Genomic DNA, 14,653 nt, shown 5'->3' on the forward strand with positions numbered 1-14,653 from the left:
GTTAAGAACGATAACTAAAACAGGTTAGTCCATTTGGTTATTAATTATTTCCATCCCTTCTTTAATTGTTATTATCCCCGCCGTTAACCTTATCTTCAGTTTGGATTTATTCGCTTAAAGTCCGCTTTGCTACTGGAACATAACGACGCATGACAACACAGGCCCCACCTTCAAATTTGCTTCCCCTTAACCCGGAGCAACTGGCGCGCCTCCAGGCCGCGACTTCCGATTTTTCACCCACCCAGCTTGCCTGGGTCTCCGGCTATTTCTGGGGAATGCTGAACCAGCAGCCGGGTGCTGTGGCAGGCGTCCCGCCAACGGCCGTTGAAATTCCTGCCATCACGCTTATCTCCGCTTCGCAAACGGGTAATGCCCGTCGTGTGGCCGAAGCGCTGCGTGATGACCTGCTCGCCGCGAAGCTGAACGTTAACCTGGTCAACGCCGGGGATTATAAATTCAAACAGATCGCGTCAGAAAAACTGCTGGTGGTGGTGGCGTCAACGCAGGGGGAAGGTGAGCCTGCTGAAGAAGCCGTCGCACTGCATAAGTTCCTGTTCTCGAAAAAAGCGCCAAAGCTCGAGGGCACCGCCTTTGCCGTCTTCGGCCTCGGTGATACGTCCTATGAATTTTTCTGCCAGTCCGGTAAAGATTTCGACAGCAAGCTGGCGGAGCTGGGCGCAGAGCGCCTGCTGGATCGCGTAGACGCTGACGTGGAATACCAGGCTGCCGCCGCCGAATGGCGGGCGCGCATCGTTGAGGTGCTGAAGGCCCGCGTCCCGAAAGATACGCCAGCGCAGGCCGCCGTTACCGTAGCCGGCACCGTTAACGAAATCCACACCAGCCCTTACACGAAAGAGGCGCCGCTGACGGCGAGCCTGTCAGTAAACCAGAAAATCACGGGCCGTGATTCAGAAAAAGACGTGCGCCATATCGAAATCGATCTCGGTGACTCTGGCCTGCGTTACCAGCCTGGCGATGCGCTGGGCGTCTGGTATCAGAACGATCCGGCGCTGGTGAAAGAGCTGGTCGAGCTGCTGTGGCTGAAAGGCGATGAACCGGTTACCGTGGATGGCAAAACGCTCTCGATCTCCGAGGCGCTCCAGTCGCATTTCGAACTGACGGTGAACACCGCCAACATCGTTGAAAACTACGCCACCTTAACCCGCAGCGAATCGCTCCTTCCGCTGGTCGGGGACAAGGCGAAGTTACAGCAATACGCGGCGACAACGCCGATTGTCGATATGGTGCGTTTCTCTCCGGCACAGCTGGATGCTGACGCGCTGGTCGGCCTGCTGCGTCCGCTGACCCCGCGCCTGTACTCCATCGCCTCCTCGCAGGCGGAAGTGGAAAACGAAGTCCACATCACCGTTGGCGTGGTGCGTTACGACATCGAAGGCCGCGCGCGGGCGGGCGGGGCGTCAGGCTTCCTGGCAGACCGCGTGGAAGAAGAGGGTGAAGTTCGCGTCTTTATCGAGCACAACGACAACTTCCGCCTGCCGGCGAACCCCGAAACGCCGGTGATTATGATTGGCCCAGGCACCGGTATTGCGCCATTCCGCGCCTTTATGCAGCAGCGTGCGGCAGACGACGCGGCGGGTAAAAACTGGCTGTTCTTCGGCAACCCGCACTTTACTGAAGATTTCCTCTACCAGGTTGAGTGGCAGCGCTACGTCAAAGAGGGCGTGCTGACCCGCATCGATCTGGCCTGGTCCCGCGATCAGAAAGAAAAAGTATACGTACAAGACAAACTGCGCGAACAGGGCGCAGAGCTGTGGCGCTGGATCAATGACGGCGCCCACATTTATGTCTGCGGCGACGCCAATCGCATGGCGAAAGACGTTGAGCAGGCACTGCTGGAAGTGATTGCCGAATTCGGCGGTATGGATGCCGAAACGGCGGATGAATTTTTAAGTGAGCTGCGCGTAGAGCGCCGTTATCAGCGAGATGTCTACTAATGAGCGAAAAACATCCTGGCCCACTGGTGGTCGAAGGCAAACTGACTGATGCCGAGCGCATGAAGGTAGAGAGCAACTACCTGCGCGGTACCATTGCCGAAGATTTAAATGACGGCCTGACCGGCGGTTTCAAAGGCGACAACTTCCTGCTGATCCGTTTCCACGGTATGTACCAGCAGGACGACCGCGATATCCGCGCCGAGCGTGCCGAACAGAAGCTGGAGCCGCGTCACGCGATGCTGCTGCGCTGTCGTCTGCCGGGCGGGGTAATCACTACGAAACAGTGGCAGGCGATCGACAAGTTTGCCGGTGAAAACACAATCTACGGCAGCATTCGTCTGACCAACCGTCAGACCTTCCAGTTCCACGGCATTCTGAAGAAGAACGTCAAGCCGGTGCACCAGATGCTGCACTCCGTGGGTCTGGACGCGCTGGCGACTGCCAACGACATGAACCGTAACGTGCTCTGCACCTCGAACCCGTACGAATCTGAGCTGCACGCCGAAGCGTACGAGTGGGCGAAAAAAATCTCCGAACATCTGCTGCCACGTACCCGCGCCTATGCGGAGATCTGGCTCGATCAGGAGAAAGTCGCCACCACCGATGAAGAGCCGATCCTCGGCCAGACCTACCTGCCGCGTAAGTTTAAAACCACGGTGGTGATCCCGCCGCAGAACGATATCGACCTGCACGCCAACGACATGAACTTCGTGGCGATTGCCGAAAACGGCAAGCTGGTCGGCTTTAACCTGCTGGTGGGCGGCGGTTTGTCCATTGAGCACGGTAACAAGAAAACTTACGCCCGCACCGCGAGCGAGTTCGGCTTCCTGCCGCTGGAGCACACGCTGGCCGTGGCAGAGGCGGTGGTTACGACCCAGCGCGACTGGGGTAACCGTACCGATCGTAAAAACGCGAAAACCAAATATACCCTTGAGCGCGTAGGCGTCGAGACGTTCAAAGAAGAAGTGGAGCGTCGCGCGGGCATCAAGTTTGAGCCGATCCGCCCTTACGAATTCACCGGTCGCGGCGATCGCATCGGCTGGGTGAAAGGCATCGACAATAACTGGCACCTGACGCTGTTTATCGAAAACGGCCGTATTCTTGATTATCCGGGCCGTCCGCTGAAAACCGGCCTGCTGGAAATCGCGAAGATCCACAAAGGCGAGTTCCGTATTACCGCCAACCAGAACCTGATCGTCGCCAGCGTGCCGGAAAGCGATAAGGCGAGAATTGAAGAGCTGGCCCGCGAGCACGGGTTGATGAATGCGGTGAGCGCGCAGCGTGAAAACTCAATGGCCTGCGTGTCGTTCCCGACCTGTCCGCTGGCGATGGCCGAAGCCGAGCGATTCCTGCCGTCCTTCACTGATAAAGTGGAAGCGATTCTGGAAAAACACGGTATTCCGGACGAGCATATTGTTATGCGCGTGACGGGCTGTCCGAACGGCTGCGGCCGCGCGATGCTGGCCGAACTCGGTCTGGTAGGGAAAGCGCCGGGTCGCTATAACCTGCACCTGGGCGGTAACCGTATCGGGACACGTATTCCGCGTATGTTCCGCGAGAACATCACCGAGCCGGAAATTCTCGATTCCCTCGACGTGCTTATCGGACGCTGGGCGAAAGAGCGCGAAGCGGGTGAAGGCTTCGGCGACTTTACGGTACGTGCGGGCATCATTCGCCCGGTGCTCGATCCCGCAAGGGATTTCTGGGAGTAATCCATCCTTTGCCCGGTGGCGCTTCGCTTACCGGGCCTACGGGTTTTGTAGGCCGGGCAAACGCAGTGCCGCCCGGCGAAACAGGCAAACGAGGTTCTTATGTCCGTACTCGATCTAAACGCCCTTAATGACCTGCCAAAAGTTGAACGCATTCTGGCTCTGGCAGAAACTAACGCCCAACTGGAAAAGCTCGACGCCGAAGGGCGCGTGGCGTGGGCGCTGGAAAACCTGCCGGGAGACTATGTGCTTTCGTCGAGCTTTGGCATTCAGGCGGCGGTCAGTCTGCATCTGGTGAATCAGATCCGTCCGGACATTCCGGTGATCCTCACCGATACCGGCTATCTGTTCCCGGAGACCTATCAGTTTATCGACGAGCTAACGGACAAGCTCAAGCTGAACCTGAAGGTTTATCGCGCAACCGAAAGCGCGGCCTGGCAGGAGGCGCGTTACGGCAAGCTGTGGGAGCAGGGCGTTGAGGGCATCGAGAAATACAATGAGATCAACAAGGTCGAGCCGATGAACCGCGCGCTGAAAGATCTTCATGCGCAGACGTGGTTTGCTGGGCTCCGCCGCGAGCAGTCCGGGAGCCGGGCAACGCTGCCGGTGCTGGCGGTGCAGCGCGGCGTGTTCAAAGTGCTGCCGATCATCGACTGGGATAACCGCACGGTGTACCAGTATCTGCAAAAGCACGGGCTGAAGTACCATCCGCTGTGGGATCAAGGCTACCTGTCGGTAGGCGACACCCACACCACGCGTAAATGGGAACCGGGAATGGCGGAAGAAGAGACGCGATTCTTTGGGCTGAAGCGCGAGTGCGGGCTGCACGAAGGGTAATGTTTTTTCGCCCGGTGGCGTCTACGCCTTACCGGGCCTACGTTTCGTGCCGTTGTAGGCCCGGTAAGCGCAGCGCCACCGGGCTTAATTGCATCAGGCTTTCCCCGCTTTCGCCAGCTCCTTCACCAGCGGCAGCATCACTTTCACGACATCCCGGCTGCGGTGCTCAATCCGCTGCGGCAGCGTTTTATCAATGTGCTGCTGATTATCCAGCCGCACGTCATGCCAGCTGGTCCCGTTTGGGAACGCCTTCGATTTAGCGCGCTGCTGATAGCCATCTTTTTTGCCCAGCGCCCAGTTAGTTGCCTCGACGTACAGCACCGGAATGCCCGCCTTATCAAACACTTCACCGTCATTACAGCAGCCCGTGCCTTTGGGATAATCGGGGTTACCGCCCGGATTTGTCGCGGCATAGACGCCATGCGTGCGGGCAAGCGCCAGCGCGCGGTCGCGGGTGAGTTTACGTACGCTGCTCGGCGTGCTCTGTCCGCTATTAAAATAGAGCTTATCTCCCACGATCAGATTATCGAGGTTAATCACCAGCAACGTATTTTTCTTCTCCTCAGCGGTCATGCGCTTAAGGAGATTCTCAGCGCCGAGTTTTCCTTCTTCTTCACCGCTGGTCGCAACAAAGCGAATGCTGTATTTCGTCGGAATATTCTTCAGGCGTTCGGCCAGCTCAAGCATGACGCCCAGCCCCGCCGCATTGTCATCCAGTCCCTGAAGCGTCAGCCCGCCGAGGTTATTATCGACATCAGCGTCGCTCATCGGCGTGTAGGTATCAAGGTGCGCCATAATAATAATCTGCTCAGCCGCCTTTCCTTCGTGCGCCGCAATGACCGTGCTGCCGGTTACGTTATGCCAGTTCTGCGTTTTATTGCGTGAGGTATAGATGTAGCGGCTGTGGAAAGCGCGAATGTCGCTCTCATAGCCCATATCCGCAAACTGCTGACGAATATAGTCTGCCGAGAGCATTTCGGCTGGGGTTCCGGTCATGCGGCCCGGAAAGACCGTCGCAATATGCCGCGCCTGCATACTGGCTATTTCACCGTAAGATTGATTTTTTGCCTGAGCCGGAAGGATAAAGCAAACGCCGAGCGCCAGGGCAACGAATCGGTGGCGCATTGCGGAAAACATAGTGAGTCCTTAAAAACAGAGCAAAATTTTAACCCGCATAGTATGAAACTGTGATCGGGTAGACACAATTTGAATTGCGCTTAAATGCCCGAAATTTCGCGTGTTAAGCACTTTTTGATATTTGCTTTTCCACGGCGTTATTCCATTGAGTAACTACTCATTCCAATTCGTAATTTCATTCGATCTAAGCCGCCCCCTATAGTCCCTTTATTCCTGGTTGTTAGTGAGTTGTTGCCTGTGGACTATCTCCCCCTTTTTGCCGCCTTGAAAGACCGACCGGTACTGGTTGTCGGGACGGGTGAAATTGCCGATCGCAAAATCGCGTTCCTGCAACGCGCCGGGGCGCAGGTGCAGGTCGTTGCAGAGGCGGATTTTGAAGAGTCTCAGATCGACAGCGTGGTGCTGGTGATTGCGGCAACCGAAGATCGGGCGCTCAACCGCCGAATCTCCGACGCAGCTCAGGACCGTCACCGTCTGGTGAACGTGGTAGACGACCAGCCGCTGTGCTCGTTTATCTTCCCGTCGATTGTTGACCGCTCGCCGCTGCTGGTGGCGATCTCCTCCGGCGGCACCGCGCCGGTGCTGGCGCGCGTACTGCGGGAAAAAATCGAAGCGCTGCTGCCGACCAGCCTCGGGCGCATGGCGGAGAAGGCCAGCTACTGGCGCAACCACCTTAAAACGCGTCTGACCAGCGTGACGGAACGCCGTCGCTTCTGGGAGCGTGTGTTTCGCGGCCGCTTTGCCAGCCTGATGCATGCCGGTAACGAGACGGCGGCGCAACAAATACTCGAAGACGAACTGGATAACCCCGGCAGTACGGGCGGGGAGATCATTCTGGTGGGCGCCGGGCCGGGCGATGCCGGGCTGCTCACGCTGCGTGGCCTCCAGGTTCTTCAGGATGCGGATGTCGTGTTCTACGACCATCTGGTCACCGACGGTATTCGCGAACTGATCCGCCGTGACGCGGAGCAAATTTGCGTCGGCAAACGTGCCGGCGAGCACTCCGTGCCGCAGCACGACACCAATCAAATGCTGATTGCCGCCGCGAAAGCGGGCAAGAGCGTGGTGCGTCTGAAAGGGGGCGACCCGTTTATCTTCGGCCGTGGTGGCGAGGAGTTGCAGGCGGCAGCCGAAGCGGGCGTCCCGTTCCAGGTGGTCCCCGGCATTACGGCGGCGTCTGCCGTCACGGCCTACGCCGGTATTCCGCTGACCCATCGCGATTACGCCCAGAGCGTGACCTTTGTGACCGGGCATTATAAAGCCGACAGCACGCCGTTTGACTGGTCGCATCTCGCCCAGAGCCGACAAACGCTGGCGATTTATATGGGCACGATGAAAGCGGCAGACATCAGCGAACAGCTTATTCAGCACGGTCGCGATGCGGCGACGCCGGTAGCAGTGATTTCCCGCGGGACACGCGTCGATCAGCATGTCGCCATCGGCACTTTACAAGACCTTGCAACCCTGGCGAAAGACGCCCCGATGCCCGCCCTGATCGTGGTGGGAGAAGTGGTGCAGTTGCACAGCTCGCTCGCCTGGTTCCAACACACAACCGACACAGAAGGCTTCGGCGCTTCTGTTGTAAATTTGGCTTAAGGAACGGTTATGGACCAAAAACGACTTACTCACCTGCGGCAGCTCGAAGCGGAAAGTATCCACATTATCCGCGAAGTGGCCGCCGAGTTCTCTAACCCGGTGATGATGTACTCCATCGGTAAAGATTCCAGCGTCATGCTGCACCTGGCGCGTAAAGCGTTTTATCCGGGAACGCTGCCGTTCCCGCTGCTGCATGTGGATACCGGCTGGAAATTCCGCGAGATGTACGAGTTTCGTGACCGTACCGCCAAAGCCTACGGCTGCGAGCTGCTGGTGCACAAAAACCCGGAAGGGGTGGCGATGGGCATCAACCCGTTCGTGCACGGCAGCGCCAAGCATACCGATATCATGAAAACCGAAGGGCTGAAGCAGGCGCTGAATAAATACGGTTTTGATGCGGCCTTCGGCGGCGCGCGCCGTGACGAAGAGAAATCCCGCGCCAAAGAGCGTATCTACTCTTTCCGCGACCGCTTCCACCGCTGGGACCCGAAAAACCAGCGTCCGGAGCTGTGGCACAACTACAACGGCCAGATCAACAAGGGCGAAAGCATTCGCGTCTTCCCGCTCTCCAACTGGACCGAGCTGGATATCTGGCAGTACATCTATCTGGAAAATATTGAGATCGTTCCGCTGTATCTGGCAGCAGAGCGCCCGGTCCTGGAGCGCGACGGCATGCTGATGATGATCGACGACGATCGCATTGATTTACAGCCGGGTGAAGTGATCAAAAAACAGATGGTCCGTTTCCGTACTCTCGGCTGCTGGCCGTTGACCGGCGCGGTGGAATCCAGTGCGCAGACGCTGCCGGAGATTATCGAGGAGATGCTGGTGTCGACCACCAGTGAGCGACAGGGCCGCGTGATTGACCGCGACCAGGCAGGCTCCATGGAGCTGAAGAAACGTCAGGGTTATTTCTAAGGAGCCGCCATGAATACGACTATTGCCCAACAAATTGCCGATGAAGGCGGCGTAGAAGCTTATCTGCACGCCCAACAGTACAAAAGTCTGTTGCGTTTCCTGACCTGCGGCAGCGTTGATGACGGGAAAAGTACCCTGATTGGTCGTCTGCTGCACGACACGCGACAAATTTACGAAGATCAGCTCTCTTCCCTGCACAATGACAGTAAACGCCACGGCACCCAGGGCGAAAAACTCGACCTGGCGCTGCTGGTGGACGGCTTGCAGGCGGAGCGCGAGCAGGGCATTACCATTGATGTCGCCTATCGCTACTTCTCTACCGAAAAGCGCAAATTTATTATCGCCGACACCCCGGGGCATGAGCAGTACACCCGTAACATGGCGACCGGCGCGTCCACCTGTGACCTGGCGATCCTGCTGATGGACGCCCGTAAAGGCGTGCTGGATCAGACGCGTCGTCACAGCTTTATCTCTACGCTGCTGGGGATCAAACACCTGGTGGTGGCGGTGAACAAAATGGATCTGGTGGACTACAGCGAAGCGCGATTCGACGAGATCCGCCAGAGCTACCTGACCTTTGCTGAACAGCTGCCGGGCAACCTCGATATTCGCTTTGTGCCGCTGTCGGCGCTGGAAGGGGATAACGTCGCCTCTCAGAGCGCGAACATGCCGTGGTACAGCGGCCCGACGCTGCTGGAGGTGCTGGAAACCGTTGAAATTCAGCGCGTGGTTGAGACCCAGCCGATGCGCTTCCCGGTGCAGTACGTAAACCGTCCGAACCTCGATTTCCGCGGCTTCTCCGGCACCCTTGCGTCCGGCTCGGTCAACGTGGGCCAGCGCGTGAAGGTGCTGCCGTCCGGCGTGGAATCGACCATTGCCCGTATCGTCACCTTTGATGGCGATCTGGACGAAGCAGGGGCAGGTGAAGCAGTAACCCTGGTGCTAAAAGACGAGATTGACATCAGCCGCGGCGATCTGCTGGTCGACGCGCAGGAAACGCTGGCGGCGGTGCAGGGCGCATCCGTGGACGTGGTGTGGATGGCGGAACAGCCCCTGACCGCAGGCCAGAGCTATGACATTAAAATTGCCGGCAAGAAAACCCGCGCCCGCGTGGACGGCATTCAGTTCCAGGTGGACATCAACAACCTGACCCACCGTGACGTGAGCGAGCTACCGCTGAACGGCATCGGTCTGGTGGATCTGACCTTCGACGAGCCGCTGGTGCTGGATCCGTATCAGCAGAATCCGGTGACGGGCGGGCTGATCTTTATCGACCGCCTGACCAACGTCACCGTCGGCGCCGGGATGGTCCGTGAGCCAAACGCGCAGGCTACCGTGGCCTCTGAGTTCAGCGCGTTTGAACTTGAGCTGAATGCGCTGGTGCGTAAACACTTCCCGCACTGGGGCGCACGCGATTTGCTGGGAGGCAAGTAATGGCTGCCCATGATGAGAACGTCGTCTGGCATCCTCATCCGGTCACCGTCGCCCAGCGCGAACAGCTCCACGGTCACCGTGGGGTTGTGCTGTGGTTTACCGGGCTGTCTGGCTCCGGTAAATCCACGGTGGCAGGCGCGCTGGAAGAGGCGCTGCATCAGCAGGGAGTGAGCACCTACCTGCTGGACGGCGACAACGTGCGTCACGGCCTGTGTAGCGATTTAGGGTTCAGCGATGAAGACCGTAAAGAGAACATTCGCCGGGTGGGAGAAGTCGCCAGCCTGATGGCGGATGCCGGGCTGGTGGTGCTGACGGCGTTTATCTCACCGCACCGCGCCGAACGTCAGATGGTGCGTGAGCGCGTTGGCCGGAATCGCTTCATTGAAGTGTTTGTGGATACGCCGCTGGCAATCTGCGAAGCGCGCGATCCGAAAGGGCTGTATAAAAAAGCCCGCGCGGGAGAGCTGCGAAACTTCACCGGTATTGACTCGATTTACGAAGCGCCTGAATCCCCTGAGATTCATCTGGAAGGTCAACAATTGGTAACAAATTTAGTAAGCCAATTATTAGACCTGCTCAGACGGGACGATATTATCAGATCCTGAGACGGTATCGTTCGGGAGCTGTCTTCCCGAGCGATGAGTCACGGTCACAGGATTAGCTATGCGCAACAGTGAAAACTACATGATTACCACCGGGTCGGAACCGTTAACGACCGACGACGAGACGACCTGGTCCTTCCCTGGGGCGATTGTCGGCTTTGTGTCGTGGCTACTGGCGCTGGGTATCCCGTTCTTGATCTACGGTGGAAACACCCTCTTTTTCTTCCTCTATACCTGGCCTTTCTTCCTCGCGCTGATGCCCGTTGCGGTTGTGGTGGGCGTGGCGCTGCACTCCCTTTTCAACGGCAAGCTCCTGTATAGTACGCTCATCACTATCGCCACCGTTGTGGTCATCTTTGGCCTGCTGTTTTTATGGCTGATGGGCTAACTTACGGCATAATTAAAACCCCGCAGTAGAGTCCAGCGGAAAGTTATGGGATGATGATGCCGTTTTTTCAGGGGGCAGGATGGGTAAACTAACGCTGCTGTTGCTGGCTTTGCTGGTCTGGCTGCAATATTCGCTGTGGTTCGGCAAAAACGGACTGCACGACTACAGCCGGGTGAGCGATGACGTCGCGGCACAGCAGGCGACAAACACCAAACTTAAAGCGCGTAACGATCAACTTTTTGCTGAAATTGATGACCTCAATGGCGGCCAGGAGGCGATTGAGGAGCGCGCACGCAATGAACTTAGTATGACTAAGCCGGGCGAAACGTTTTATCGCCTGGTTCCGGATGCGTCTAAACGCAATCAGGGCTCCGCACAAAACAATCGATAATCAGGCCCAGGATTACGACATGGCAGCAACTTTTTCGGACGTCTGTGCCGTGGTGCCGGCCGCAGGTTTTGGCCGGCGTATGCAGACAGAATGTCCTAAGCAGTATCTCTCAATTGGCGATAAAACGATCCTCGAGCACGCCGTGGCGGCGCTGCTGGCGCATGCCCGGGTGAAACGCGTTGTTATTGCCATCAGCCCCGGCGATGCACGTTTTGCGCAGCTCCCGCTGGCGAATCATCCTCAGATTACCGTCGTTGACGGCGGCGCAGAGCGGGCTGACTCCGTTCTGGCGGGCATTCAGGCTGCCGGGAACGCGCAGTGGGTGCTGGTGCACGATGCCGCGCGTCCCTGTCTGCATCACGACGATCTGTCGCGTCTGCTGGCCCTGAGTGAAACCAGTAAAGTGGGCGGCATTCTGGCCGCCCCGGTGCGTGACACCATGAAGCGTGCCGAACCGGGTAAACCGGCGATTGCCCACACCGTCGAGCGCGTCGATCTATGGCACGCGCTGACGCCACAATTTTTTCCCCGCGAATTACTCCACGACTGCTTAACGCGAGCGCTTAAAGAAGGTGCGACCATTACGGACGAAGCCTCGGCGCTGGAGTATTGCGGTTTCCACCCCACGCTTGTTGAAGGACGCGCTGATAATATAAAAGTGACGCGCCCGGAAGACTTACAGCTCGCGGAATTTTATCTTACCCGTACGACCCCTCAGGAGAAGGCATAATGCGTATTGGACACGGTTTTGATGTACACGCCTTTGGTGGCGTTGGCCCAATTATCATTGGCGGCGTGCGCATTCCTTACGAAAAAGGTCTGCTGGCGCATTCTGATGGCGACGTGGCGCTGCATGCGCTGACCGACGCGCTGCTGGGTGCCGCTGCGCTGGGCGACATTGGCAAACTGTTCCCGGACACCGATCCTGCTTTTAAAGGCGCAGACAGCCGCGAACTGCTGCGCGAAGCCTGGCGTCGTATTCAGGCCAAAGGCTACACCCTCGGCAACGTTGATGTGACGATCATTGCTCAGGCACCAAAGATGCTGCCGCACATCCCTCAGATGCGCGTGTTTATCGCTGAAGATCTGGGCTGCCATATGGACGACGTCAACGTCAAAGCGACCACCACGGAGAAGCTGGGCTTTACCGGTCGTGGCGAAGGCATTGCCTGTGAAGCCGTGGCGCTGCTGGTGAAGGCGGCCAAATGACGGATTTCGACAATCTGACGTATCTGCACGGTAAACCGCAGGGCAAGGGTCTGCTGAAAGCCAACCCTGAAGATTTCGTGGTAGTGGAAGATCTGGGTTTTGAGCCGGACGGCGAAGGCGAGCACATCCTGGTGCGCATTCTGAAAAACGGCTGCAACACCCGCTTCGTGGCGGACGCGCTGGCAAAATTCCTCAATATTCACGCCCGCGAAGTGAGCTTTGCCGGTCAAAAAGATAAACATGCCGTGACCGAACAGTGGCTTTGCGCCCGCGTGCCCGGCAATGCCATGCCCGATTTAAGCAAATTTGAGCTTGAGGGCTGTAAGGTACTGGAGTATGTCCGCCATAAACGCAAATTGCGTCTGGGCGCACTGAAAGGCAATGCCTTTACCCTGGTGTTGCGCGAAGTGACCGAACGCGAGGACGTTGAAAAACGCCTGAAGGCCATTAACGAACGCGGCGTACCAAACTATTTCGGCGCTCAGCGCTTTGGTATCGGTGGTAGCAACCTGCTGGGCGCGCTGCGCTGGGCGCAAAGCGGTGCACCGGTGCGCGATCGTAATAAACGCAGTTTTTGGTTGTCGGCGGCCCGCAGTGCGTTGTTTAATCAGATTGTGAGCGAACGGCTGAAAAAACCGGACGCGAATCAAGTTGTTGTCGGCGATGCGCTACAATTAGCGGGACGCGGAAGCTGGTTTGTGGCAACGGCCGAAGAGATGGCCGATGTCCAGTCGCGCGTGGACGCTAAAACGCTGATGATTACCGCCGCCTTGCCGGGTTCAGGCGACTGGGGAACCCAGGGCGAGGCGCTGGCCGCTGAGCAGTCAGCGGTGGCGGATGCGCCAGAATTACAATCGTTGCTGGTGCGGGAAAAGGTCGAGGCGGCACGTCGTGCGATGCTCCTCTACCCGCAACAGCTGAGCTGGAACTGGTGGGATGACGTAACCGTCGAGTTACGCTTCTGGCTGCCGGCAGGTAGCTTTGCCACCAGTGTTGTCAGGGAACTTATCAACACGTCGGGGGATTATGCGAATATTGCTGAGTAACGATGACGGGATCCATGCGCCAGGTATTCAGACGCTGGCGAAACACCTCCGCGAATTTGCGGATGTGCAGGTCGTGGCTCCCGATCGTAACCGCAGTGGCGCGTCTAACTCATTGACGCTGGAGTCTTCACTTCGCACCTTTACCTTTGAGAATGGCGATATTGCCGTCCAGATGGGGACGCCGACCGACTGCGTGTTTCTGGGCGTGAACGCGCTGATGCGCCCGCGGCCGGACGTTGTGGTCTCCGGCATCAATGCCGGGCCAAATCTTGGCGATGATGTGATTTACTCCGGCACCGTGGCTGCGGCGATGGAAGGGCGTCACCTGGGGTTTCCGGCGCTGGCGGTCTCGTTAAACGGTCACACCCACTATGACACAGCCGCCGCGGTGACATGCTCCATTCTCCGTGCGCTTGGCCGCGAGCCGCTGCGTACCGGACGTATCCTCAATATTAACGTGCCGGACCTCCCGCTGGACGAGATCAAAGGGATCCGCGTGACGCGCTGTGGCAGTCGCCATCCTGCCGATCAGGTTATTCCCCAGCAGGATCCGCGCGGCAATACCCTGTACTGGATCGGCCCGCCGGGAGATAAATGCGATGCCGGGCCAGACACCGACTTCGCTGCGGTGGATGAAGGGTACGTTTCCGTTACGCCGTTGCACGTAGATTTAACCGCTTATAGCGCGCATGATGTGGTGTCGGACTGGTTAGATCGGGTCGGAGTGAACGCGCAATGGTAAGTAAACGTGTACAAACTCTTCTGGAACAATTACGCGCACAGGGGATCGCCAACGAGCAGGTGCTGAACGCGCTTGCCCAGGTTCCCCGTGAGAAGTTTGTAGATGAGGCGTTTGAACACAAAGCGTGGGAAAACGTGGCGCTGCCCATTGGGCAAGGCCAGACGATTTCGCAGCCCTACATGGTGGCGCGTATGACGGAGCTTCTGGAGTTAACGCCAGAGTCCCGGGTGCTGGAAATTGGCACCGGTTCAGGGTATCAAACCGCGATCCTGGCTCACCTTGTGCACCATGTCTGTTCGGTGGAACGGATTAAAGGGTTGCAGTGGCAGGCGCGCCGTCGCCTGAAACAGCTTGATTTACATAATGTATCGACACGCCACGGCGATGGATGGCAGGGTTGGCAGGCTCGCGCCCCGTTTGACGCCATCATTGTCACGGCAGCGCCACCTGAAATCCCCACTGCGCTTCTTTCGCAGCTGGACGAGGGTGGCATTCTTGTATTGCCCGTCGGCGATGAGCAGCAGCTTTTGAAGCGCGTTCGTCGACGCGGCGGCGAGTTTATTATCGATACCGTGGAAGCCGTGCGCTTTGTGCCCCTGGTTAAGGGCGAACTGGCCTGAGACTCGGATTTTTCCAGGGTTATTAAGGCAAATTCAGCGTATGGTGTGGCGCGATAGATTCGTGCCTTC

The 14,653-nt window shown here is 57.8% G+C and carries 15 protein-coding genes; 14 read left to right on the forward strand and 1 reads right to left on the reverse strand.

The window, feature by feature from the left end; all coding sequences use genetic code 11:
* Positions 1-149: 149 nt before the first annotated feature.
* From cysJ to cysH, 3 genes are all read left to right on the forward strand, one after another.
* Positions 150-1,955 carry an NADPH-dependent assimilatory sulfite reductase flavoprotein subunit gene (cysJ, locus tag ACOTZP_RS03810; RefSeq protein ID WP_271074539.1) on the forward strand — a complete coding sequence of 602 codons (1,806 nt, stop codon included), beginning with the start codon at positions 150-152 and terminating at the stop codon, positions 1,953-1,955.
* The gene (gene cysI, locus ACOTZP_RS03815) at positions 1,955-3,667 is read left to right on the forward strand and encodes an assimilatory sulfite reductase (NADPH) hemoprotein subunit (protein WP_023306833.1); all 1,713 of its coding nucleotides are present in this window, start codon (positions 1,955-1,957) and stop codon (positions 3,665-3,667) included. Before cysJ ends, cysI begins: the two co-directional genes overlap by 1 nt.
* A 99-nt stretch (positions 3,668-3,766) precedes the next feature.
* Positions 3,767-4,501 carry a phosphoadenosine phosphosulfate reductase gene (cysH, locus tag ACOTZP_RS03820; RefSeq protein ID WP_023298485.1) on the forward strand — a complete coding sequence of 245 codons (735 nt, stop codon included), beginning with the start codon at positions 3,767-3,769 and terminating at the stop codon, positions 4,499-4,501.
* A gap of 93 nt (positions 4,502-4,594) precedes the next feature.
* Here the strand turns inward: cysH and ACOTZP_RS03825 are convergent, their stop codons facing one another.
* Positions 4,595-5,638 carry an aminopeptidase gene (locus tag ACOTZP_RS03825; RefSeq protein ID WP_023298484.1) on the reverse strand — a complete coding sequence of 348 codons (1,044 nt, stop codon included), beginning with the start codon at positions 5,636-5,638 and terminating at the stop codon, positions 4,595-4,597.
* 237 nt (positions 5,639-5,875) lie between these two features.
* On the opposite strand from ACOTZP_RS03825, the gene cysG reads away from it, so the two are divergent.
* The 11 genes from cysG to ACOTZP_RS03880 all read left to right on the forward strand — a co-directional run bounded on the left by cysG (position 5,876) and on the right by ACOTZP_RS03880 (position 14,584).
* Positions 5,876-7,234, forward strand: a complete 1,359-nt coding sequence (gene cysG / locus ACOTZP_RS03830) for a siroheme synthase CysG (protein WP_063150174.1) — start codon at positions 5,876-5,878, stop codon at positions 7,232-7,234.
* A 9-nt stretch (positions 7,235-7,243) separates the two neighbouring features.
* The gene (gene cysD / locus ACOTZP_RS03835; RefSeq protein WP_006811770.1) at positions 7,244-8,152 is read left to right on the forward strand and encodes a sulfate adenylyltransferase subunit CysD; all 909 of its coding nucleotides are present in this window, start codon (positions 7,244-7,246) and stop codon (positions 8,150-8,152) included.
* Between the two features lie 9 nt (positions 8,153-8,161).
* Positions 8,162-9,586 (forward strand): sulfate adenylyltransferase subunit CysN, encoded by a 1,425-nt coding sequence (gene cysN, locus ACOTZP_RS03840; RefSeq protein ID WP_022649189.1) that lies wholly within the window; start codon positions 8,162-8,164, stop codon positions 9,584-9,586.
* Positions 9,586-10,191 (forward strand): adenylyl-sulfate kinase, encoded by a 606-nt coding sequence (cysC, locus tag ACOTZP_RS03845; protein WP_271074538.1) that lies wholly within the window; start codon positions 9,586-9,588, stop codon positions 10,189-10,191. Before cysN ends, cysC begins: the two co-directional genes overlap by 1 nt.
* Before the next feature lie 58 nt (positions 10,192-10,249).
* Entirely contained in the window at positions 10,250-10,576 is a 327-nt protein-coding gene (locus ACOTZP_RS03850) for a DUF3561 family protein (RefSeq protein WP_006811767.1), read from the forward strand.
* 79 nt (positions 10,577-10,655) lie between these two features.
* Entirely contained in the window at positions 10,656-10,967 is a 312-nt protein-coding gene (ftsB, locus tag ACOTZP_RS03855) for a cell division protein FtsB (protein WP_032625990.1), read from the forward strand.
* Positions 10,968-10,986: 19 nt separating this feature from the next.
* On the forward strand, positions 10,987-11,697 hold the full coding sequence (ispD, locus tag ACOTZP_RS03860) for a 2-C-methyl-D-erythritol 4-phosphate cytidylyltransferase (RefSeq protein ID WP_000741569.1): 711 nt from the start codon (positions 10,987-10,989) through the stop codon (positions 11,695-11,697).
* A complete protein-coding gene (gene ispF, locus ACOTZP_RS03865) occupies positions 11,697-12,176 on the forward strand; it encodes a 2-C-methyl-D-erythritol 2,4-cyclodiphosphate synthase (RefSeq protein WP_003862097.1) in 480 nt (159 codons plus the stop codon). Before ispD ends, ispF begins: the two co-directional genes overlap by 1 nt.
* Positions 12,173-13,222: a tRNA pseudouridine(13) synthase TruD gene (gene truD, locus ACOTZP_RS03870; RefSeq protein WP_032625985.1), complete on the forward strand. Its 1,050-nt coding sequence runs from the start codon at positions 12,173-12,175 to the stop codon at positions 13,220-13,222. Before ispF ends, truD begins: the two co-directional genes overlap by 4 nt.
* On the forward strand, positions 13,203-13,964 hold the full coding sequence (surE, locus tag ACOTZP_RS03875; RefSeq protein ID WP_017382816.1) for a 5'/3'-nucleotidase SurE: 762 nt from the start codon (positions 13,203-13,205) through the stop codon (positions 13,962-13,964). Before truD ends, surE begins: the two co-directional genes overlap by 20 nt.
* Positions 13,958-14,584, forward strand: a complete 627-nt coding sequence (locus ACOTZP_RS03880; protein WP_022649184.1) for a protein-L-isoaspartate(D-aspartate) O-methyltransferase — start codon at positions 13,958-13,960, stop codon at positions 14,582-14,584. Before surE ends, ACOTZP_RS03880 begins: the two co-directional genes overlap by 7 nt.
* The last annotated feature ends 69 nt before the right edge of the window (positions 14,585-14,653 follow it).

The organism is Enterobacter cloacae complex sp. SYL001, from assembly GCF_049237025.1.
GTDB classification, from domain to species: domain Bacteria; phylum Pseudomonadota; class Gammaproteobacteria; order Enterobacterales; family Enterobacteriaceae; genus Enterobacter; species Enterobacter intestinihominis.

Excerpts from the sequence above, each read along its gene's own strand:
- ACOTZP_RS03825 (WP_023298484.1), bottom strand. The coding sequence starts at position 5,638 with ATGTTTTCCGCAATGCGCCACCGATTCGTTGCCCTGGCGCTCGGCGTT.
- ispF (WP_003862097.1), top strand. The coding sequence starts at position 11,697 with ATGCGTATTGGACACGGTTTTGATGTACACGCCTTTGGTGGCGTTGGC.
- cysN (WP_022649189.1), top strand. The coding sequence starts at position 8,162 with ATGAATACGACTATTGCCCAACAAATTGCCGATGAAGGCGGCGTAGAA.
- cysH (WP_023298485.1), top strand. The coding sequence starts at position 3,767 with ATGTCCGTACTCGATCTAAACGCCCTTAATGACCTGCCAAAAGTTGAA.
- ACOTZP_RS03880 (WP_022649184.1), top strand. The coding sequence starts at position 13,958 with ATGGTAAGTAAACGTGTACAAACTCTTCTGGAACAATTACGCGCACAG.
- ftsB (WP_032625990.1), top strand. The coding sequence starts at position 10,656 with ATGGGTAAACTAACGCTGCTGTTGCTGGCTTTGCTGGTCTGGCTGCAA.
- cysJ (WP_271074539.1), top strand. The coding sequence starts at position 150 with ATGACAACACAGGCCCCACCTTCAAATTTGCTTCCCCTTAACCCGGAG.
- ispD (WP_000741569.1), top strand. The coding sequence starts at position 10,987 with ATGGCAGCAACTTTTTCGGACGTCTGTGCCGTGGTGCCGGCCGCAGGT.
- surE (WP_017382816.1), top strand. The coding sequence starts at position 13,203 with ATGCGAATATTGCTGAGTAACGATGACGGGATCCATGCGCCAGGTATT.
- ACOTZP_RS03850 (WP_006811767.1), top strand. The coding sequence starts at position 10,250 with ATGCGCAACAGTGAAAACTACATGATTACCACCGGGTCGGAACCGTTA.
- truD (WP_032625985.1), top strand. The coding sequence starts at position 12,173 with ATGACGGATTTCGACAATCTGACGTATCTGCACGGTAAACCGCAGGGC.
- cysC (WP_271074538.1), top strand. The coding sequence starts at position 9,586 with ATGGCTGCCCATGATGAGAACGTCGTCTGGCATCCTCATCCGGTCACC.
- cysD (WP_006811770.1), top strand. The coding sequence starts at position 7,244 with ATGGACCAAAAACGACTTACTCACCTGCGGCAGCTCGAAGCGGAAAGT.
- cysI (WP_023306833.1), top strand. The coding sequence starts at position 1,955 with ATGAGCGAAAAACATCCTGGCCCACTGGTGGTCGAAGGCAAACTGACT.